At 60.5% G+C, this 20152-nt stretch carries 19 protein-coding genes; 7 read left to right on the top strand and 12 right to left on the bottom strand.

Features of this window, described 5'->3' with window-relative positions; all coding sequences use genetic code 11:
- Positions 1–21: 21 nt before the first annotated feature.
- Both E8M77_RS05665 and E8M77_RS05660 read right to left on the bottom strand, forming a co-directional pair.
- Complete coding sequence (locus E8M77_RS05665; RefSeq protein WP_137129648.1) at positions 22–702, bottom strand: ChrR family anti-sigma-E factor; 681 nt, start codon at positions 700–702, stop codon at positions 22–24.
- Positions 699–1280, bottom strand: coding sequence for a sigma-70 family RNA polymerase sigma factor (locus E8M77_RS05660; protein WP_137129647.1), 582 nt, complete (start codon positions 1278–1280; stop codon positions 699–701). Before E8M77_RS05660 ends, E8M77_RS05665 begins: the two co-directional genes overlap by 4 nt.
- Positions 1281–1490: 210 nt before the next feature.
- Here E8M77_RS05660 and E8M77_RS05655 point away from each other — a divergent pair, with 210 nt between their 5' ends.
- From E8M77_RS05655 to E8M77_RS05645, 3 genes are read left to right on the top strand one after another with little or no spacing between them, the layout of a single operon-like run.
- Positions 1491–2837, top strand: a complete 1347-nt coding sequence (locus tag E8M77_RS05655; RefSeq protein WP_137129646.1) for an FAD-dependent oxidoreductase — start codon at positions 1491–1493, stop codon at positions 2835–2837.
- Positions 2834–3634: a DUF1365 domain-containing protein gene (locus E8M77_RS05650; protein ID WP_137129645.1), complete on the top strand. Its 801-nt coding sequence runs from the start codon at positions 2834–2836 to the stop codon at positions 3632–3634. Before E8M77_RS05655 ends, E8M77_RS05650 begins: the two co-directional genes overlap by 4 nt.
- Entirely contained in the window at positions 3631–4854 is a 1224-nt protein-coding gene (locus tag E8M77_RS05645; RefSeq protein WP_137129644.1) for a cyclopropane-fatty-acyl-phospholipid synthase family protein, read from the top strand. Before E8M77_RS05650 ends, E8M77_RS05645 begins: the two co-directional genes overlap by 4 nt.
- A gap of 80 nt (positions 4855–4934) precedes the next feature.
- Here the strand turns inward: E8M77_RS05645 and E8M77_RS05640 are convergent, their stop codons facing one another.
- The gene (locus E8M77_RS05640; protein WP_137129643.1) at positions 4935–5717 is read right to left on the bottom strand and encodes an SDR family NAD(P)-dependent oxidoreductase; all 783 of its coding nucleotides are present in this window, start codon (positions 5715–5717) and stop codon (positions 4935–4937) included.
- A gap of 234 nt (positions 5718–5951) precedes the next feature.
- Between E8M77_RS05640 and E8M77_RS05635 the strand changes: the two genes are divergently transcribed.
- Positions 5952–6893 carry a nucleoside hydrolase gene (locus E8M77_RS05635; protein WP_137129642.1) on the top strand — a complete coding sequence of 314 codons (942 nt, stop codon included), beginning with the start codon at positions 5952–5954 and terminating at the stop codon, positions 6891–6893.
- Between the two features lie 49 nt (positions 6894–6942).
- Here the strand turns inward: E8M77_RS05635 and E8M77_RS05630 are convergent, their stop codons facing one another.
- The 9 genes from E8M77_RS05630 to E8M77_RS05590 all read right to left on the bottom strand — a co-directional run bounded on the left by E8M77_RS05630 (position 6943) and on the right by E8M77_RS05590 (position 17344).
- Positions 6943–7869, bottom strand: a complete 927-nt coding sequence (locus E8M77_RS05630) for a pseudouridine-5'-phosphate glycosidase (protein WP_137129641.1) — start codon at positions 7867–7869, stop codon at positions 6943–6945.
- A 2-nt stretch (positions 7870–7871) separates the two neighbouring features.
- On the bottom strand, positions 7872–8996 hold the full coding sequence (locus E8M77_RS05625; protein ID WP_246659138.1) for a carbohydrate kinase: 1125 nt from the start codon (positions 8994–8996) through the stop codon (positions 7872–7874).
- A 90-nt stretch (positions 8997–9086) separates the two neighbouring features.
- Positions 9087–10394, bottom strand: coding sequence for a nicotinate phosphoribosyltransferase (gene pncB / locus E8M77_RS05620; protein ID WP_137129640.1), 1308 nt, complete (start codon positions 10392–10394; stop codon positions 9087–9089).
- Between the two features lie 274 nt (positions 10395–10668).
- Positions 10669–12297, bottom strand: coding sequence for an ABC transporter ATP-binding protein (locus E8M77_RS05615; protein ID WP_137129639.1), 1629 nt, complete (start codon positions 12295–12297; stop codon positions 10669–10671).
- Entirely contained in the window at positions 12294–12794 is a 501-nt protein-coding gene (locus E8M77_RS05610) for a PIN domain-containing protein (protein ID WP_170975760.1), read from the bottom strand. Before E8M77_RS05610 ends, E8M77_RS05615 begins: the two co-directional genes overlap by 4 nt.
- Positions 12791–13102, bottom strand: a complete 312-nt coding sequence (locus E8M77_RS05605; RefSeq protein ID WP_137129637.1) for a hypothetical protein — start codon at positions 13100–13102, stop codon at positions 12791–12793. Before E8M77_RS05605 ends, E8M77_RS05610 begins: the two co-directional genes overlap by 4 nt.
- 64 nt (positions 13103–13166) lie before the next feature.
- Positions 13167–14321 (bottom strand): ABC transporter permease, encoded by a 1155-nt coding sequence (locus tag E8M77_RS05600; RefSeq protein ID WP_170975759.1) that lies wholly within the window; start codon positions 14319–14321, stop codon positions 13167–13169.
- Positions 14321–15400, bottom strand: coding sequence for a microcin C ABC transporter permease YejB (locus E8M77_RS05595; protein WP_137129636.1), 1080 nt, complete (start codon positions 15398–15400; stop codon positions 14321–14323). The genes E8M77_RS05600 and E8M77_RS05595 overlap by 1 nt, the downstream gene beginning before the upstream one ends.
- A 147-nt stretch (positions 15401–15547) precedes the next feature.
- Entirely contained in the window at positions 15548–17344 is a 1797-nt protein-coding gene (locus E8M77_RS05590) for an extracellular solute-binding protein (protein WP_246659147.1), read from the bottom strand.
- Between the two features lie 244 nt (positions 17345–17588).
- On the opposite strand from E8M77_RS05590, the gene mepA reads away from it, so the two are divergent.
- The 3 genes from mepA (at position 17589) to E8M77_RS05575 (ending at position 20152) form a co-directional block, all read left to right on the top strand.
- A complete protein-coding gene (gene mepA / locus E8M77_RS05585; protein WP_137129634.1) occupies positions 17589–18623 on the top strand; it encodes a penicillin-insensitive murein endopeptidase in 1035 nt (344 codons plus the stop codon).
- A gap of 110 nt (positions 18624–18733) precedes the next feature.
- Positions 18734–19108 (top strand): methylglyoxal synthase, encoded by a 375-nt coding sequence (locus tag E8M77_RS05580; protein WP_137129633.1) that lies wholly within the window; start codon positions 18734–18736, stop codon positions 19106–19108.
- A 21-nt stretch (positions 19109–19129) separates the two neighbouring features.
- Positions 19130–20152, top strand: a complete 1023-nt coding sequence (locus E8M77_RS05575; protein ID WP_137129632.1) for a glucokinase — start codon at positions 19130–19132, stop codon at positions 20150–20152.

Here is a 20152-nt window from a genome sequence, read left to right as displayed (position 1 = left end):
CCTCGCAGCTTTATCAAGCCGTCAGATTTTCAGGATCGGCTGTATCATCCGCACAACCCAGCTGCTGAACTTCAGCGGCGCTTCGGTCACAGCCAGGCAGATGCAATCCTCGCCTTCGGTTGCCGTCGGCGTGTGCAGCAGGTTGCCATCGGCCTCTTCCAGGTCACCACGCTGAAACAGATCATCGCCATCGCGGAAGCTGCCCGACAGAACAAGCGTCAGTTCACGCCCCACATGCGTATGCTCCGGAACAGGCTTTCCAGCCGGGATCTTCAAAAGCCGCACCTGGGTTGCGGGATCGCCCGTATCGATGCGGATCTGGTAGGCACCACGCCCGAGAGCACGCCATTTTAACCCCGAAACATCGCTGCCCACATAGGACCGCAGCGGCTCGGGCAAGACGGCTGTTGCATCGGCAGATGGGCGAGAAACAGGCTTTTCCGCCACGCGGGCGGGCGCCGTTGCCACAGGCTCGCAGGCAATGCGTGCCTTCATCGCCTCCCAGTCATTGCTGGTTACCGGATGCTCGCCCACCACCTTGTCAAGCAATGCGCCGGCTGCCCCCTCCATGGCGTCGAGCGTGCGCCGACAGTTCGGGCAAAGGGCCAGATGGGTTGCGACAGCAAGGCTCCAGCCCTCGGACAGGTTGCCGGACGCATAATCGAGCAGCAATGCATCGCTAATGTGGTGATTGGTTTTCATCGCCGGCCCTCCAGCGTGGTCCGCAGTTTATCGAAAGCCAGACGTATTCGTGATTTCACGGTGCCGAGCGGTATACCCATGTCTTCGGCAATCGCCGAATGCGACGCTTCGTCGAAGAAGGCACGCTTCAAAACGTCCAACTGTTCGGGCGGCAGGGTCTCCATCGCCTTGCGCAACAGTTCTGCATCCTGGCGCCCCTCAAGCTCGACATCCGCCGGCGGTTCATTATCGCGCACGAAGGCGGGATCATTTTCGTCAAAGGCCGGGCGCCTGCGCCGGAATGCATCAATGCGCTGGTTGCGGGCAATGGTGAAGATCCAGGCCGATACATTGCCACGGCCAGGATCAAACTGCACCGCCTTGTTCCACACGGCTGTCATGGTTTCCTGCATCAGTTCTTCCGCAAGCTGCGTGTCTCTCGTCTTCATGGCCATGAAGGAGCGCACACGCGGCCCGTAATAGCGAAAGATCGCCTCGAAGGCATTCACATCGCGGTCCTGCCCGACAGCGGCCAGAAGGCGAGAAAGCTCGGCCTGCGCGATGTCCTGGTCTGTTGAAATTCTATCGGTGCGTTTCATTCTCTGGCCATGCTGAACGCGGGCGAGCAGGCTCACACCCACTTTCTCTTCTTTGTGGCACGTCCCTGCCATGATGGAAACAGCTAAGCTCATGTCGGCCTTTACGCCGCCCCCCCGAGGCCAGATCACTGCGAAAAAGAAAATTGCGGGAAATCCATTTGCGCGGCCGCCGCGTAAGCTTCAATCGATAGCAAACAACGGATATGCCCAATGGTTTCAAGCAATACGGACATTCGACGCATCGCAGTCATCGGCTCCGGGATCAGTGGCCTGTCTGCGGCATGGCTTTCCGCCAAGGCAAACCAGGTGGTGATCTACGAGGTTGCCGACCGCCTCGGCGGGCATTCCAATACGGCTACAGTATCCACCCCCGATGGCGATCTGGCCGTCGATACGGGCTTCATTGTCTTCAATGACAAGAACTATCCCAATCTCGTGGCGTTTTTCGATCATCTCGGCGTCGCGCACGAAGCCTCGGACATGTCGTTTGCCGCCTCCATCGATGATGGCGGCTTTGAATATTCCGGCACCGGCATCAAGGGCATTCTCGGCCAGCGCAGCAATGCCGCCCGCCCGCGCTTCTGGCGCATGCTGTCTGACGTGCTGCGCTTTTACCGCGAAGCGGAAGGTCTGATGAACCGGCGCGAGTTCGACGGCGTGACGCTTGGCGACTATCTCGACCGCGAGCGCTATTCGAAACCCTTCATCGACGATCATCTTCTTCCCATGGGGGCGGCGATCTGGTCGATGACGACGACCGACATGCGCGCCTATCCGCTGCATGCCTTCATCCGCTTTTTCGTACATCACGGGCTTATTCTTCTGTCGGGCCGTCCGCGCTGGCGTACGGTCACCGGCGGCAGCCGCCAATATGTGCAGCGCATTGCCGACGACTTTCCCGGCGAGATCCGGCTGAACTGCGGCGTTGCCACGATAGAACGGCTAGCCGACGGCAAGGTTCTGGTCACCGACAGGAAGGGCGGTACCGACCGCTTCGATGACGTGATCATCGCAACCCATGCCGATCAAGCGCTTGCCTTGCTGCTGGACGCGGATGCGCCAGAGCGCGAGATCCTTGGCGCCTTCCGCTATACCGACAATATTGCCGTGCTGCATTCGGACGAGCGCTTGATGCCCAAGCGCAAGGCCGTCTGGTCGAGCTGGAATTATATCGGCGGCAAGCGGGAAGACGACCAGACGCCACTTTGCGTCACCTATTGGATGAACCGTCTGCAGAACCTACCGGAACAGCATCCGCTCTTCGTGACGTTAAATGCCAGCCGCCCGATCCGTGACGACAAGGTGATTGGCACCTATCACTACACCCATCCGCTGTTTGATCTGTCCGCCATGAACGCGCAGCGGCAGATCTGGCAATTGCAGGGACGTCGCAACACCTGGTTCTGCGGCGCCCATTTCGGCAGTGGCTTCCATGAAGACGGGCTGCAGGCGGGTCTGGCCGTTGCAGAAGCGGCAACCGGGCTTCGCCGGCCCTGGCAGGTCGCAAACGAATCCGGCCGGATCGTTCTTCAGCCACTTCTGGAAGCGGCCGAATGAGTGCCGCATCCGGCATCTATTTCGGTACGGTGGTGCATTCCCGGCACCGGCCGAAGAAGCACAGCATGCGCTACCGCGTGTTTTCGCTGCTGCTGGATCTGGACGAACTTCCCTCGCTGGGTGCCGGCATGCGGCTGTTTGGCTATAATCGCACCAGCGTGTTCAGCTTCTTCGACAAGGATCACGGCCTGGGCGATAGCGGCGGCCTGCGCGCCTGGGCGGAAGCGCATCTGCGTGATGCCGGCATCGCACACCAGGACGTCCGCATCCGCGTGCTCTGCTACCCGCGGATATTCGGCTATGTCTTCAACCCGTTGACCGTCTATTTCTGCGAGGACCGCGAGGGAAACCTGCTGGCCTTGCTCTATGAGGTCTGCAATACTTTTCAGGAACGGCACACCTATATCATTCCCGCCCAGACGCTACAGGATGGCCGCGTGCGCCATTCCTGTTCCAAAGCCATGTATGTGTCACCCTTCGTGCCGATGGACTGCACCTATGATTTCGATATCACCCCGCCGGGCGAGCGGGTGAAGGTTGCCATCAACGAGCGTGACAGCGAAGGGGACCTTCTGTTTGCAAGCTTTGCAGGCAAAAAGTCACCGCTTTCAGACCGCATTCTGTTGCGCGCTCTGTTTACCTATCCGCTGATGACCATGAAGGTCATGGCGGGCATCCACTGGGAGGCGCTGCGCCTCTGGCTGAAGGGCGTGCCGCTTCATCGCCACCGCCCGGCTGCCAGCCGCGTGGCCAGTTCGGTGGAACATCCAGTCTTGAGTGGAGGACAAGAAACATGACTCATGCCGGACACGGAGATCCCCTCCTGGTGGCAGACCGCGCGCCGCTTTGGGAACGTATGCTGTGCCGAATGCTGGCACGCACCAGGCATGGCCGGCTGACCGTGGTTTTTCCCAGCGGGCGCGAGCATCATTTCGGCGAGGCCAGACCCGGCCCACTGGCCACCATTCGCTTCAACCGTTCGCGTGTGCTACGCCGCATCATGGCGGGTGGCGGCCTGGGCTTTGCCCGATCCTACATGGATGGCGACTGGTCGACACCCGATCTCGGCCAGGTTCTGGATCTGGCGCTGGCCAATGAAAAGGACTGGGCAAAGCTTGCAGCACCCACGGCCCTCATGGCGCGGCTGGCGCATCTGCGCCATCGCCTGCGCCGCAATTCCAAATCCGGCAGCCGCCGCAATATCGCCTTCCACTATGATCTCGGCAATGAATTCTACGGCAAGTGGCTCGACCGCTCGATGACCTATTCCTCGGCGATCTACACCCATCCGGATGCAAGCCTTGAAGAGGCGCAGCATGAAAAATATGGCCGTATCATTCGCGAGTTGAACATCGGGCCGGATGACCATGTGCTGGAAATCGGCTGCGGCTGGGGCGGCTTCATGGAACAGGCGATCCGTGAGACCGGCTGTCGCGTGACGGGCCTGACGCTTTCCAAGGAGCAGGCCGCCTTTTCCCGCCAGCGGCTGTCCGATGCCGGGATCGCCGGCCAGGCCGATATCCGCCTGCAGGACTACCGCGATTGCACGGGCCAGTTCACCAAGATCGTCTCTATCGAGATGTTCGAGGCCGTCGGCGAGGAGCATTGGCCGATCTATTTCGAGCAGGTGCGTGATCTGCTGGTGCCCGGCGGACAGGCGATGATCCAGGTCATCACCATCGACGAAAGCCGTTTCGAGCACTATCGCCGGCATGCGGATTTCATCCAGACCTATATCTTTCCGGGCGGCATGCTGCCGACGGTGGCAGGCTTTGGCGAGATTGCCGGCAGGGCACGGCTGAAGGTGACGGACTGCTTCCGCTTCGGCCTGGACTACGAGCGCACGCTGCTCGCCTGGGACAAGGCCTTTCGCGCGCTTTGGCCAAAGATTGCACCGCTCGGTTTCGACGAGCGCTTCTTTCGCACCTGGCACTACTACCTGCACTATTGCGCGGCCGGCTTCCGCAATGGCCGCATCGATGTCGCGCAGTTTCGTCTGGAAAATCCGGTGCGCTGAGAGGCGCTGCCGGTACTGGTATGGAAAAGGGGCTCGGCATGGCTGCCGGGCCTTTTTTTTCAGGAAAACCGCAGACCCGCCTACTGCGGCTTGCGCAGCATGCGGCGGGTAATGCGAAACAAGAGGCTCTTCGGCAGCGCTGCCAGAAACTTTATCCCGAGAGCCATTTTCCAGGGAAAGATGATTTCGTAGCGGCTGGTCTTCAGCCCGGAAACGATGGCATCTGCCGCCCCATCCGAGGAGACGAGGAAGGGCATCGGAAAGTCGTTCTTCTGGGTGAGCGGCGTATCGACAAAGCCCGGATTGATAATCCTGAGATTGACGCCCTCCCGCTTCAGTTCCGGATAGAGCGCCTGGCAGAGATTGTTGAGCGCCGCCTTGCTCGCCCCATAGAAACCGCCGCCCGGCAGGCCGACAAGGCCCGCAACCGATGCGATGACCGCAATCTCTCCATGTCTGCGCGCCACCATGTCGGGGATTACCGCTTCCAGCGTATGGCCGGTGCCGATGACGTTAAGATTGACGATCGCGGCCAGATCTCGGCTGTCGAAATGGCGCACGCTATCGCGCTTGTAGGTGCCGGCGGAAAAGATGGCGAGATCGATCGGACCATGTACCGCGCGGATCTCCTCAGCCGTCGCAAGCGCTGCCTCGCGATCAGTGATATCGAGGGGAAAGGAAAACACCCGGCCCGGATGGGCGGCGGCCAGTTCCTCCAGACCGTTGCCGCTGCGGGCGCTGACGGCCACGCGGTAACCCTCGCCAGCAAGACGCAGAGCAACGGCTCGGCCGATGCCGGAGCTTGCTCCGGTAATCCAGGCCAGCTTGCCGGACAGGGTGGGAGATGCGGTCGTTTCGCTCATGAAAGCCTCCATTTGCAATGGAATACGCAGTCCGGACGGTTTGGTTCTTTCCAGGCACTCCGGTGATCCGGCAGGCCATCTCCCATCGCGTGGCGACACATAGACATGGCCCGCTTCGGTTCTTGCGATCGTTCTGACGCAAGCGGCGCTTGCCGCACCGAAAACGGCATGCCAAAGGCATGGTGGACATGCGGATGAAACCGCAGGAGACCTGTTGTGAAGGACGAGACTGCCATGCCCCGGAAGATCATCATAGATACCGATCCCGGCCAGGACGATGCCCTGGCCATCCTGCTGGCGCTGGCAAGCCCGGAGCTTCAAGTGCTGGGCATTGTTGCAGCCGCCGGCAATGTGCCTCTGGCGCTGACAGGCAAGAACATCCGCAAAGTGTGCGAACTGGCCGGCCGCCCTGACATCAAGGTATTTGCCGGCTGCGAAGGACCGATGCAGGGCAGCCTGTTCACCGCCGAATATGTCCACGGCGCCTCCGGCATGGACGGGGCCGACCTGCCCGAGCCGACCATGCCGATCGAGACAAAGCACGGCGTCGATTTCATCATCGAGACGCTGATGCGCGAGGAGGCCGGAAGTGTCACCATCTGCACGCTTGGGCCAATGACCAATCTCGGCACGGCGCTGCAAAAGGCGCCGGAGATTGCTTCGCGCATCAGCCAGGTGGTGCTGATGGGCGGCGGGCTGTTTGAGGGCGGCAATGTCACGCCGGCTGCCGAATTCAACATCTTCGTCGATCCGATGGCCGCCGAAATCGTATTCGCCAGCGGCGCGCCCATCGTCATGATGCCGCTTGACGTGACGCATCAGGTTCTGACCACCAAGGCGCGTGTCGCCGCCATCAAGGCGCTTGCAACGCCGGTATCAGAGGCCGTTGTCGGCTGGCTGGAATTCTTCGAACGCTTCGACGAGGCGAAATACGGCACCGAAGGCGGACCGCTGCATGATCCGAACGTGATTGCCTACCTGATCAGGCCTGAGCTTTATTCCGGCAGGCTCTGCAATGTCGAGATCGAGACGCAGTCGGCGCTCACCAAGGGCATGACGGTTGCAGACTGGTGGGGCGTGACGGACCGGCAGAAGAACGCTACCTTCATGCGCGACGTGGATGCCGATGGCTTTTACGCGCTTTTGACCGAGAGACTGGCGCGACTGCAAGCCTGAAGTCCATGTAGGGCGCGGCGACCCAATGGCCGCCGCGCGCCTTGCTCTGTCAGAGGGTCTTCTTCAATGCCGCATAGGCAACCGCCATGCGGGCGGCGAGCGCGGCATTGTTCTTCACCAGCGCGATATTGGCTTTCAGGCTTTCGCCCTTGGACAATTCGTTGATGCGGGCAAGCAGGAAAGGCGTGAGTTCCTTGCGGCCGATGCCGCGCTCCTCTGCCTCGCGCACGGCGTCCGCAATCGTGCCATCGATAAACTCAGGCGTCAGCGCGAAGGCTTCCGGGATCGGATTGGCGATCAAAAGGCCGGTGCCGGTGCCAAGTCCGTGATGCAGGTGCATGGCCGACGCAATGTCTTCCGGCGTATCCAGCCGATGATCGGCCTTGTAGCCGCTATCGCGCGTGAAGAAAGCCGGAAAGGCATCCGTGCCATAGGCGATGACCGGCACGCGCTGGGTTTCCAGATATTCCAGGGTCTTTGCAATATCGAGGATGGATTTGACGCCGGCGCAGACGACAGCCGTCTTTGTGCGGCCAAGCTCGGTCAGATCGGCTGAGATATCGAAAGTCTGCTCGGCACCGCGATGCACGCCACCCACGCCGCCGGTGGCAAAGATGTCGATGCCGGCCAGTTCAGCCAGAAGCATGGTGGCAGACACGGTGGTGCCCGCCGAGGCCTTGCGCACCATGGCAACGGCAAGATCCCGCCCCGAGGCCTTCACCACACCCTTGGCCTGGGCAAGCGCCTCCAACTCGTCATGCTCGAGACCGGCGCGCAGCTCTCCGTCGATGACTGCGATGGTGGCTGGAACGGCACCGTTTTCACGCACAACGGCTTCCACGGCGAGCGCCGTTTCAAAATTTGCCGGAAAGGGCATGCCATGGGTGATGATGGTTGATTCCAGCGCCACGACAGGGCCGCCTCCGGCAAGCGCTTCGGCCACCTCGCGGCTGAGTTTCGGTTTCAGAAGGGTCATGGTCATTCCTTTCCACCGGTCAGCCGGTGCCTGTGCGCATCAAGAAAACGCTGTGAAAGTTCCGGGTGGACGCTGGCGGCACTTTCCGTCGTCAGCGCCCCGAGAAGCGCGCCGGTGCGGGCCGCCGCGTAAGTGTCCTGGCTTGCCATAAGCCCGTGCAGGGTGCCGGCAATCATGGCATCGCCAGCGCCCGTCATATCAAGAGGCCGGGCCTTAACCGCCGAAAACAGCTGGACACCGCCCATGCCAGCGACTGCCATGCCGCGAGCGCCCAGCGTCACCACGGCTTCGCGGGCGCCCTTCTGTTGCAGAAGCCGTGCTGCCACCTTGGCATCATCGAGGCTATCAGCGCCCTGCCGATCCAGCAGGGCATTGGCCTCGTCAAGGTTCATGAACAACAGGTCAATGCCCGACAGATCCTGTGGCAGGCGCATCACCTTGTGGGTGGACACGGCATCGACGGCAAGACGAAAGCGTGCGCTTCTGCGCCGGACCACGAGATGGCCAAGCGTTTCAGCCGGCAGATTGCAATCGGCAAACACAAGGCTCGCCGAGGCCAGATGCGACCAGACGCGATCAAGATGCGCCGGCTGAAACAGATCGAAAATGCCCATGTCGGCAAGGCCAATCACCAGATCACCGGCGGGATCGAGAATAGCGGCATATTCCGCCGTCGGGCGATCCGGGGTGACGATGACCTGGCTCACATCAATGCCGCACTCGCGCAAATGGGCAAGCAGCGCCGATCCGGTTTCATCCTTACCAAGAATGGAGATGAAGCTGGTAGGCGTGCCGAGCAGTGCAAGGTTTTCCGCAACATTGCGGGCTACGCCGCCGAAACTGCGCATGCCGTCAACGGGATTGGAGGTCTCCAGAACAATCGTGGTCTTTGCCCGATACTTCCGGTCAAAGACTGCGCCGCCAATGGCAACGGCCCTAGACGGTTCCGGCAGGACATAGCCTCGCCCCAGAATATAACCCTTCTGCACCAGCTGCGTCACATGGGCTGCCACCGTGGAACGGGCAAGCCCCAGCATGTCGGCAATCTCCTGCTGGCCGGCAAACGGGTTCTCCCGAATGATGGCCAGAACCGCCGCTTCCTGTTGTCCCAGATCGTCCATGCTCATCGCATATGCCCCTGCTGCCTGCAGAGGACATACAAACACATGTTTATTCTGTCAACCGTTGTTTACGGCGATGCAGGAGAGCCAGCCGGCTTAAACCAGGACAGCCTGCTCGACGCGGTCTTCCTGGCCGAAGAAACGCAGATAGCGCTGCACCTCATCCGGATCGCCGGTTGCCTTGCGCGGATTGTCCGATAGCTTGACGGCTTGGCGGCCATTGGCTTCGCTGACCTTGCAGACGATCGAGATGGGTTTCAGCCCATCCAGCTGGCTTGGCGCACATCCGGCAAAATCATTGGTGAGATTGGTGCCCCAGCCAAAGCCCATGCGCACCCGCCCTTCGAAATGGCGATAGGTATCGATGATGGCATCCACATCGAGGCCATCGGAAAAGATCAGCAGTTTCTGCCGGGGGTCGCGCCCCATCTTTTCCCACCAGTCGATGATCTTCTCGCCGCCTTCGATCGGCGGGGCGCTGTCGGGGCGAAAGCCGGTCCAGTCCGCCACCCATTCCGGCGCATCGCGCAGGAAAGACGTTGTGCCAAAGGCATCCGGCAACACGATCAACAGGTTGCCACCATAGAGCCGGTTCCAGTCCTTCAGAACCTTGTAGGGTGCAGCCTTCAGTTCCGCATCGCTATTGGCAAGCGCTGCCACGACCATGGGCAGTTCGTGGGCATTGGTGCCGACGGCTTCCAGATCGGAATCCATCGCCAGAAGCACATTGCTGGTGCCCGTAAAGGCCGGGCCGATGCCCTCCTTCAAGGCCTCGACGCACCAGCGCTGCCAGAGAAAACTGTGACGACGACGGGTGCCGAAATCCGAAATCCGAAGACCGGGAAGAGCGCGCAGCCGTTCCACCTTCTGCCACATCTTGGCCTTGGCGCGTGCATAGAGCACATCCAGCGTGAAAGGGCCAAGGCTGCGCATGGCCGAGCGCGACCGCAACTCGTTGATGATGGAGAGCGCCGGGATTTCCCAGAGCGTCGTATCCATCCAACGACCGTGGAAGGTCAGCTCATACTGGCCGTCCCGCTTGGAAAGCTCGTATTCCGGCAGGCGGTAGTTGGACAGCCAGGCGATGAATTCCGGCTCGAAGATCTGCGCCTTGCCGTAAAAACTGTTACCCGCAAGCCAGATCATTTCCTTCTTGGAGAGGCGAAGCGTGCGGGCATGATCCAGTTGCTCGCGCAGTTCCCGCTCGTCGATTTCCTCGGCGAGCCGCACGGATGTGGTGCGATTGATAAGCGAAAAGGTCACATCCGTGGTCGGATAGAGCTTCCAGATCATCTGCAGCATCAACAGCTTGTAGAAGTCCGTATCGATGAGGCTTCGAATGATCGGATCAAGCTTCCAAGTGTGATTGTAGACCCGCTTGGCGATATCAGTCTTGGTGGTCATGGCGGCCTCTGCCCAATGCTGCGCCTTGCGTGCAAGCGGACTGCATTGCTTCGACGGTGATAGGCATCCGGCGACACCTGATGGCTGGTTATCGAAAAAACCGGCGGCAAAGTCCAGAGACAGGACCATCAAATCGATTGATCCTGCCTCATTCCGGCGCAGGCCCGCCAGATCTGCTTAGCGCATGGACGAAGGCGCAGCGAATGCTTGCCATGGCTGACAGACGCGGACCATTTCAGACATGGCCGGTCTTCATCTTGGCCATCCTATCGGCCTAGTGGTTGATACCGCCTGCCTCCACGGCCTTCAAATTGAAGGCCGCCGCCATCAGGGCCTGGGTATAGGCATTCTTCGGCTCGCGGAAGATATCGGCCGACGGCCCCTCCTCCATCACCTTGCCGGCGCGCATGACGATAACGTGGTTGGCAAGCGCCTTGACCACTTTCAGGTCATGGCTGATGAACAGATAGGCGAGGTCGTGCTTTTTCTGCAGGTCGCGCAACAGATCGACCACCTGCGCCTGCACCGTCATATCGAGCGCGGAGGTCGGCTCGTCCAGCATCACGAAGCGGGGTTTCAAGACCATGGCCCGCGCAATGGCGACACGCTGGCGCTGACCGCCGGAAAATTCATGCGGATAGCGCCAGCGCGTGGCCGGATCGAGCCCCACTTCCTCAAGCGACCAGGCAACCTCGCGGTCACGCTCGGCCCCAGACAGCGAGGCTTGATGCACTTTCAAACCCTCGGCAATGATATCACCCACGGACATGCGCGGGCTGAGCGAGCCATAGGGGTCCTGGAACACCACTTGCAATTTGTCGCGCAGCGGGCGCATCTGCTTGAAATTATAGGCGCCGATATCGCTGCCGACAAAGCTGATCCGGCCTTGTGAGGAAATCAGCCGCGCCAGCGCCAGACCAAGCGTCGTCTTGCCGGACCCGGATTCGCCGACCACGCCCACCGTTTCACCGGCACGCAGCGTCACGTCTATGCCATCCACCGCCTTCACATGATCCACCACCCGGCGCAGGAAACCGGCCTTGATGGGAAACCATACCTTGATATTCTCACCCTGCATGACGACGGGGCGGGACGGATCGGCAAGCGGCGGTTCGCCGCGCGGTTCTGACGCCAGAAGATGGCGCGTATAGTCATGCTGCGGATGGGTGAAGACCTCCTCCACCGGGCCGCGCTCGACGATCTGGCCCTTCGTCATCACGCAGACCTTGTCGGCAAACCGCCGCACGATGCCAAGGTCATGGGTGATGAACAGGATGGACATGCCGTAATCCACCTGCAGCTTCTTCAGAAGCTCCAGGATCTGCGCCTGCACGGTGACATCGAGCGCCGTTGTCGGCTCATCGGCGATCAGCAGTTTCGGCCGGTTGGCAAGCGCCATGGCAATCATCACGCGCTGGCGCTGGCCGCCGGACAATTCATGCGGATAGGCCTTCAGACGTTTTTCCGGCTCGCGGATGCCCACCTGCAGCAAAAGCTCCAGCACACGTGTGCGGGCCGCAGCGCCCGTCACCACCTGATGCAGTTCAAGAATCTCCAACAGCTGCTGCTCGATCGTGTGCAGCGGGTTGAGAGAGGTCATCGGCTCCTGAAAGATCATGGTGATGTCGTTGCCGCGCACGCCGCGAAGCTCCGCCTCCGTCACGGTGAGGAGATCGCGACCGTCAAACAGCACTTCGCCGGAGGGATGGCTTGCCGAGGGATAGGGCAGAAGCTTCAGGATCGAATTGGCCGTGACCGACTTGCCGGAACCGCTTTCGCCGACCAGCGCCATGACCTCGCCCGGCGCGATATCGAAAGACACATGCTCCACGGCAAGCGTCTCCTGGCCGCCCTGGTGGAAGGCGACAGAGAGATCCCGGACGGAGAGAAGAGCTTCGGTCATGATGAAAGGCTTTCAAGAAGGGCGGTAAGGGATGTGTCGTCGGGGCGGATGATGGAGAGGGGTGCCATATCAACCGGACCAAGGAACGGATGGTCCAGCACAGGGACAGCCTGAAGCGCCAGGTCAAAGGTCATGAAAAGTGGACATTTGTGCACGATGGCGCAGGCCAGATGAATGGCATCTGGCAGCTTCACGCGGGATGCGCCAGCCCGCAGCAATGCTGCCAGATCAAGAACTCGATCATCAACTTCGCAGACGCAGAGCCAAGGGCTGGACATAGCCCAGGCCGAATAGAGGGACGCCATCACGCTGTCCTTCTCCCGCAGCGGCTTGACCATCAACTCCGCAAATGCAAGGCGGCTCGTCAAGAATACGGGAGCATCATCCGGCTTTTGAAGGGCGATCATCTGAAGCAATTGCCGTCCGATGAGACTGCCGGCTTCTCCGAGGCTGATCAGAACATTCGTGTTCAGATAGATCGGACCGGCGGGCCTCATTCCTTGTCCCATTCATCACGCAGCACACGAATGTCCGCCACCGCCTGTTCGGTGGAGATGGGAGTTCGATCCGCCTCACGCAAAAGCTGCATTTGCTGTGCCAACTCTTCGCTGGACATAGGCTTGCGGTCTTCCGGCTTAAGTGCCCAGTAGTTTTGCGCCCAGGTCTCCAGCTTTGCCTTGGCCACGAACGATGTCGCCTCCTCCACCTCCAGCACCACGCGCACGGTAGCGCCCGCCGCAAGACCCTCGCGCAGGTCTTCCGGCAGGTTTGCGACGGGGTAATGTTCACGCACGATCTTGTTCATGGCGTCCACCTTGCCGTTATACGCGTCCATGATGCCACAAATCGCCCCGGAAGACGATGCGGCGTCACCGATAGGTCTTGCGCGGGTCGAATGCATCGCGCACCGCCTCGCCGACGAAGATCAGCAAAGACAGCATCAGCGACATGGTGAAAAAGGCCGTGAGGCCCAGCCATGGCGCCTGAAGATTGTTCTTGCCCTGCGCGATCATTTCTCCCAGCGAGGGCGAGCCCGGGGGCATGCCGAAACCGAGGAAATCCAGCGAGGTGAGCGTCGCAATCGAGCCCGAGAGAATGAAGGGCAGGAAGGTCAGCGTTGCCACCATGGCATTCGGCAGGAGATGCCGAAACATGATCGTCCAGTCGCCGACACCGAGTGCTCGGGCGGCGCGCACATATTCGAAATTGCGGGCGCGCAGGAATTCGGCACGCACCACGCCGACAAAGCCCACCCACTGGAACAAAAGCATGATGCCGAGCAGCACGAAGAAGCCCGGTGGTAGGATGGCGGCGATGATCAGCAAGATGTAGAGCACCGGCATGGACGACCAGATCTCGATGAAGCGCTGCATCAGAAGATCCGTCCAGCCGCCGAAAAAGCCCTGGATGGCGCCGGCCGTCACGCCGATGAAGGCCGACAGTATGGTGAGCGCCAGGCCAAACAGCACGGAAATGCGAAAGCCATAGATCAACCGGGCCGTGACGTCGCGCGCCTGGTCGTCGGTGCCCAGCCAGTTGAGATTGCCCAGATTGCAGTTGGGATCTGCAGCCCCTTGCGGATAGCCGCTGCAGCGCTCGTCAGCGCCCATCAGCCAGAAGGGCGCCGTCGGAGCCGAATGGGGAATTTCCGAATTCACGGTCTGGTAGGAATAGCGGATCGGCGGCCAGATCATCCAGCCATTGGCGTTGATCTCGTCCTGGATGAAGGCCGAGCGATAATCGGTGGTGGCCAGAAAACCGCCGAATTTTTCTTCCGGATAGTTCACCGCCACCGGCACGAGGATCTCGCCCTTGTAGGAAACGAGGATCGGCCGGTCATTGGCGATCAGTTCTGCCGAAAGCGACAGGCCAAACAGCACGAGAAAGATCCAGAACGACCAGTAGCCGCGCCGGTTTGCCTTGAAATTCTGCCAGCGGCGCAGATTGGTGGGCGAGAGCCAGGGCTTGCGGGCAGGCGCCACCGGAACCGCTTCACGGGGCATGTTGGTTGCGGGAGCGCTCATCACACTTCCCTCTTTTCAAAATCGATACGCGGATCGATCCAGGTATAGATCAGGTCGGAAATCAGCCCGACGAACAGGCCAAGCAGCGAGAAGATATAGAGCGTGCCAAACACGATTGGATAATCGCGGTTGACGATGGCCAGATAACCAAGCCGCCCCAATCCATCCAGCGAGAAGATGTTCTCAATCAGCAGCGAGCCGGTGAAGAAAGCCGAGATGAAGGAGGCCGGGAAGCTTGCAATCACGATCAGCATGGCATTGCGGAACACATGTCCGTAGAGCACCCGCCGCTCGGGCAGTCCCTTGGCGCGCGCCGTCACCACATATTGCTTCTTGATCTCGTCGATGAAGGAATTCTTCGTCAGAAGCGTCGTGGTGGCGAAGGCCGACAGCGACAGCGCGATCAGTGGCAGCGTCAGATGCCAGAAGTAATCGACGATCTTCTGCCACCAGTTGAGTTCCGCCCAATTGTCCGAGACGAGGCCACGCAAAGGGAACCAGTCGAAGAACGAGCCTCCGGCAAACATCACGATCAAGAGGATGCCGAACAGGAAGCTCGGCACCGCATAGCCGACAATGATGATGCCCGAGGTCCACACATCAAAGGCCGAGCCATCCTTCACCGCCTTGCGGATGCCAAGCGGAATGGAGACGATATAGGATACGAGCAATATCCAGAGGCCGAGCGAGATGGAGACCGGCATTTTCTCAAGGATCAGATCGATCACCGAGGCATTGCGGAAAAAGCTCTCGCCGAAATCAAAGCGGATGTAATTCCACATCATGTCGAGGAAGCGGGTGAGCGGCGGCTTGTCGAAGCCGAACTGCTTTTCGAGCTTTGCAATCAGATCCGGATCAAGCCCCTGGGCACCGCGATAACGGCTGTCTTCGGCACTGCCCGCTTGGGTGAAATCCGAGCCGCCCGACAGACGATCGCCCGAATCAGTCCCCTGGATCTGAGCAATCACCTGTTCGACGGGACCACCCGGCGCAAACTGCACGACGAGGAAGGAAATGCCCATGATGCCGACCAGTGTCGGGATCATCAGAAGCAGGCGGCGCAGGATATAGGCGCCCATCAGGCTTTTCCGCCTTGGCGCGACAGGCGCCCGCTGGTCTTGATCAACATGGGAATGGTCATCGCTCCTGGCATGATCGGACGGGAATCACGTGGCAACTCTCATGGACCGGCGGACCGGCGAAACGCAAGGCGTTTGCGAAAGACCTCACTTGGCCCACCAGAGGTTGGGAAAGCCAATGCCGTATTCCGGCAGCGGATCGGGATGCGCAAGCTTTGCCCAATAGGCGATGCGGGTCTCGCCGGAATAGAACATCGGAATGACGAAGTGGTTGGCAAGCAGCACGCGATCGAGCGCATGCACCGCCGCCACCTGATCCTCCCGTGTCTGTGCCGAGATGATAAGGCGGATCAGTCCGTCCACCGCAGGATCGGCGATGCCGGCGAGATTTCGTGAGCCCGGCTGGTTGGCAGCGGCCGATCCCCAATAGACCAGCTGGTCGCTTCCGGGGTTCATCGTCTGCGCCCAGACGCCGAAGACAATGTCGAAATCGAAGCTGCGGACACGGTTCACATATTGCGAGGAATCCACGGTGCGGATGCTGGCATCGATGCCGATCTTCTTCAGGCTTGCCACGTAAGGCAGAACAGTCCTTTCCATCGAAGGGCTATTGAGGAGGATCTCGAAACTCATTGGCTGGCCGGTCTTGGCATTCACCATGCGGTTGCCCTTCAGCTCCCAGCCGGCCTCCTTCAAAAGCGCAATCGCCTTGCGCAGATTATCACGCACCTTTTGCGGGTCACCATTGACCGGATTGACATAGGGCTCGGTGAAAACGCGGGCCGGGATCTTATCCTTCAGCCCGTTCAAGATCTCCAGTTCACGACCCTCCGGCAGGCCCTTGGCGGCCAGATCCGTGCCCCAGAAAAAGCTGTCGACGCGGTTCAGTCCGCCAAAGGCGAGGTTCTTGTTCAGGTCCTCGAAATCATAGGCATAGTTTAGCGCCTCGCGAACGCGGGCATCCTTGAACGTGTCGCGGCGCAGGTTCGGCACATAGGCCTGCATGACGCCACGAGCGCGAAATTCGTTGCGCAAGGCTTCGCGCTTGACGCGACCGTCTTTGACCGCGTCAAAGTCGTATCGTGTCGCCCAGCGGCTGGCGCTGACTTCCTGGCGGTAGTCGACCTGGCCTGCCCGGAAGGCTTCAAGCTCCACGTCGTAGTCGGTGAAATAGGTATAGGAAATGACCTTGAAATTGTTCTGGCCGATATTGATCGGCAGGTCCTTGCCCCAATAATCGTCCCGCAACTCATAGCGAATGGTCGAGCCTGCCTGGAAGGCGCCGATCTTGTATGGGCCGGACCCCAAGGGGGGCTCAAGGCTGCCTTGAGAAATATCGCGGGCATTCCCTTGCGCATCCTTGCCCTCATACCAATGCTTGGGCAGGATCGGGAAGTCGCCGACAATTTTTGCCAGTTCCTTGTTGTTCTTCTCATCGAAGCGGAAGGTGACCTCACGCTCGCCAGTCTTTTCGGCGGCAACGACATGGCGATAGTAATTGGCAAGGGTGGTGCTGTTGGCCTTGGCGCTGTTGAAGCTGAACACCACGTCTTCCGGCACCACCGGCTGACCGTCCGCCCATTTGGCCTGCGTTCGAAGACGGAAAGTCACTGACGAGCGATCGTCCGGATAGGTCAGGGCTTCCGCAAGCAAGCCGTAGCTCACGCCAATCTCATCTTCCGAGGCAGAAAGTAGGGTGTCGTATAAGAGGCCCAGGCTGACTGCAGGATTGCCCTTGTCGACCAGCGGATTGAAATTGTCGTAGGTCCCATTGGCGGACATTCGCAGCTCGCCCTGCTTGGGTGCATCCGCATTGACATAGGGTAGCTGCTTGAAGTCCGCCGGCAGTTTCGGCGCCTCCAGCACCGAGATGGCATGGCGCCAGATCTGTTCCTGGGCCAGTACCGCCATGGGCTGCAGTGCCGCAAAGGCAGTTGCCAGCATGAGGAAACCGGTTCGCAGATGCGCCAATGGCATACAGTTTTTCCCTTGTTCTTTCGAGGTGATCGCAATGATAGGCAAAAACTGGCTAAAATACAGTGCGAAGCGCTCACAAGCTTTTTATCGGCAAGCCTTGCTCTTGCCCTGATCACGGCGCCACCGATTCAAAACCAGCGCAAATCAGTTTAGGGTGGGCGCAAATCAGCGGAAGCCAAGGCTCCGCCCGCTTGCAGGTAGTTAAGAGCCCATGCCGAATTTACCCCGATCGTCCCGTCCCTTTGCGTTAGGAACCCTTGTCCTTCTGGCCGGTCTTGCCCTGCCCGGCCTCTCTTTTGCCGACCAGCCGGCCAAGCAGGCTTTCGGCAGCGTCACACTGCCCACTGGCGGCGTGCCCCAGGTATTCGGATCCTATGCCAAGGGCTGCGTCTCCGGCGCCGTCGCACTGGCCGACGACGGACCGAACTGGCAGGCCATGCGCCTGTCACGCAACCGGCACTGGGGCATGCCGCAGACCGTGGCGCTCTTGGAGCGTCTTTCGCAGGATGCTGCACGCCTTGGCTGGGGACAGGGCATTCTGGTGGGAGACATGTCGCAGCCCCGCGGCGGGCCAATGCCATCCGGCCACGCCTCGCACCAGCTGGGCCTGGATGTCGACATCTGGTTCACGCCAATGCCGCAACGGCGCCTGACACCGGAGCAGCGCGAGACCCAACCCTTCACTTCCATGCTCGACAAGAGCAAGTTCCTGACCGTCGACAGCCGGAAGTTCACGCCAACGGCCGCGCAACTGGTGATGACGGCTGCCGCCTATCCGGATGTCGAGCGGATCTTCGTCAATCCCGCCATCAAGAAACGGCTCTGCGAAACCTGGACCGGCAATCGCGCATTGCTCGGAAAGGTGCGCCCGGCCTATGGACATGACGAGCATTTCCATATTCGCCTCGAATGCCCGCCCGGCATGGCAAGCTGCAAGGCGCAGGCGCCGGTGACGGCCGGCGATGGCTGTGACAAATCTCTAGCCTGGTGGTTCACGCCGGAACCCTGGGCCAAGCCTAAGCCTGCCGACCCAACGAAAAAGCCGCCACCGCCGCCGCGACCGATGATGGTATCGGACCTTCCGCCGGCCTGCGCTGCCGTGCTTGCGGCACCGGCCAATCGCTCGGTCTCGGCGGCCTACAAGGCCCCTGCCGCGCCCGCTGAAACCCTGGAAGACGCGCCGGGCACAGTACCGGATGATCTGTCGGACACTGCACCCATGCCGCGACCACGCCCTGCCAACTGAGGCCAAGACGCAACCGGCCTGCCTTGATATAAATCGTTTTAAAGCCTTTCCTTGCGCCTGTTGTTCGGTATAGAAAACCGAAGGTTAGAGGACATCCGAGGGACGGGGCCGTGTCGGACAAGCCATGCATTGCACTGATTGCGCATGATCAGAAGAAAACGGAAATGGCGGAATTCGCCAAGCTGCATGAAAAAGCGCTATCCGGTTTCCGGATCGTGGCAACCGGCACCACCGGCGGGCGCGTGCAGGAAGCCTGCCCCAGCCTCGATGTGACGCGGCTGAAAAGCGGGCCGCTTGGCGGCGACCAGCAGATCGGCGCATTGATTGCCACCGGCGAGGTGAAAATGTTGATTTTCTTCACAGATCCCCTGACACCCCTGCCGCATGACGTGGATGTGAAGGCGCTGACGCGACTGGCCACCGTTTACGACATTCCGATGGCGCTCAACCGCGCCACGGCCGAGAAGCTGATCGATTTCCAATAGACGTGAAGGACGGAGCCCTGGATGGCAAACGCGTTCGAGAGTGACAAGCCGGCCTTTCCGATCCTGATCGGCGATATTGGCGGCACCAATGCCCGCTTCTGGATCTTGAACGATTCCCATTCGGAGCCACAGCAATTCCCCAATATCCAGACGGCGGATTTTGCCAGTATCGATGCGGCAATCCAGTCGCAGGTCCTCGGCAAAACGTCGCAGCAGCCGCGTTCGGCCATTCTGGCTGTGGCCGGGCCAATCGAGGGCGATGACATTCCGCTGACCAATTGCGACTGGGTGGTGCGACCCAGGCAGCTGATTGCGGAACTGGGCTTCAGCGATGTGCTGGTGATCAATGATTTCGAGGCGCAGGCGCTGGCCGTTGCCTCGCTGCCGGCCGAATACAGAGATCCGATCGGCGAGGCGACACATGCCCCCATGGCGTCCCGCGTCGTGCTCGGGCCGGGCACCGGGCTTGGCGTTGCCGGGCTTTTGCATGCGCAGGATATGTGGTTTCCCGTGCCCGGCGAAGGCGGCCATGTCGATATCGGCCCGCGCAGCGCCCGCGATCTCCAGGTTTTCCCGCATATCGAACGCATCGAGGGCCGCGTGGCCGGCGAACAGATCCTTTGCGGACGGGGCATCGTCAATCTCTACCGCGCCATCTGCATGGCCGATGGCGTCGAGCCGGTCTATGCCAATCCGGCAGACATTACCGCACAGGGCCTTTCCGGTGCAAACCGCCAGGCTGGCGAAACACTCAGCCTGTTCGTCACCTATCTGGGACGTCTGGCAGGCGACATGGCGCTGATCATGATGGCCAAAGGCGGCGTCTATCTGGCCGGCGGCATTTCGCAGAAAATCGTACCGGCGCTGAAAAGGCCGGAATTCCGCGCTGCCTTCGAAGACAAGGCTCCGCACGCGGCCATGATGCGGCAGATACCCACCTTCATCGTTTCGCATCCGCAGGCAGCCCTGGCCGGCCTTGCCGCCTATGCAAGATCACCTGGCTATTTTGGCCTATCGACCGATGGCAGACGCTGGAGAACATGA

Origin of the sequence: Rhizobium sp. FY34 (assembly GCF_005222845.1) — a bacterium.
Lineage (GTDB): Bacteria > Pseudomonadota > Alphaproteobacteria > Rhizobiales > Rhizobiaceae > Neorhizobium.
The sequence above is the reverse complement of the archived record's forward strand: the minus strand, read 5'-3'. Positions and strand labels throughout refer to the sequence as shown.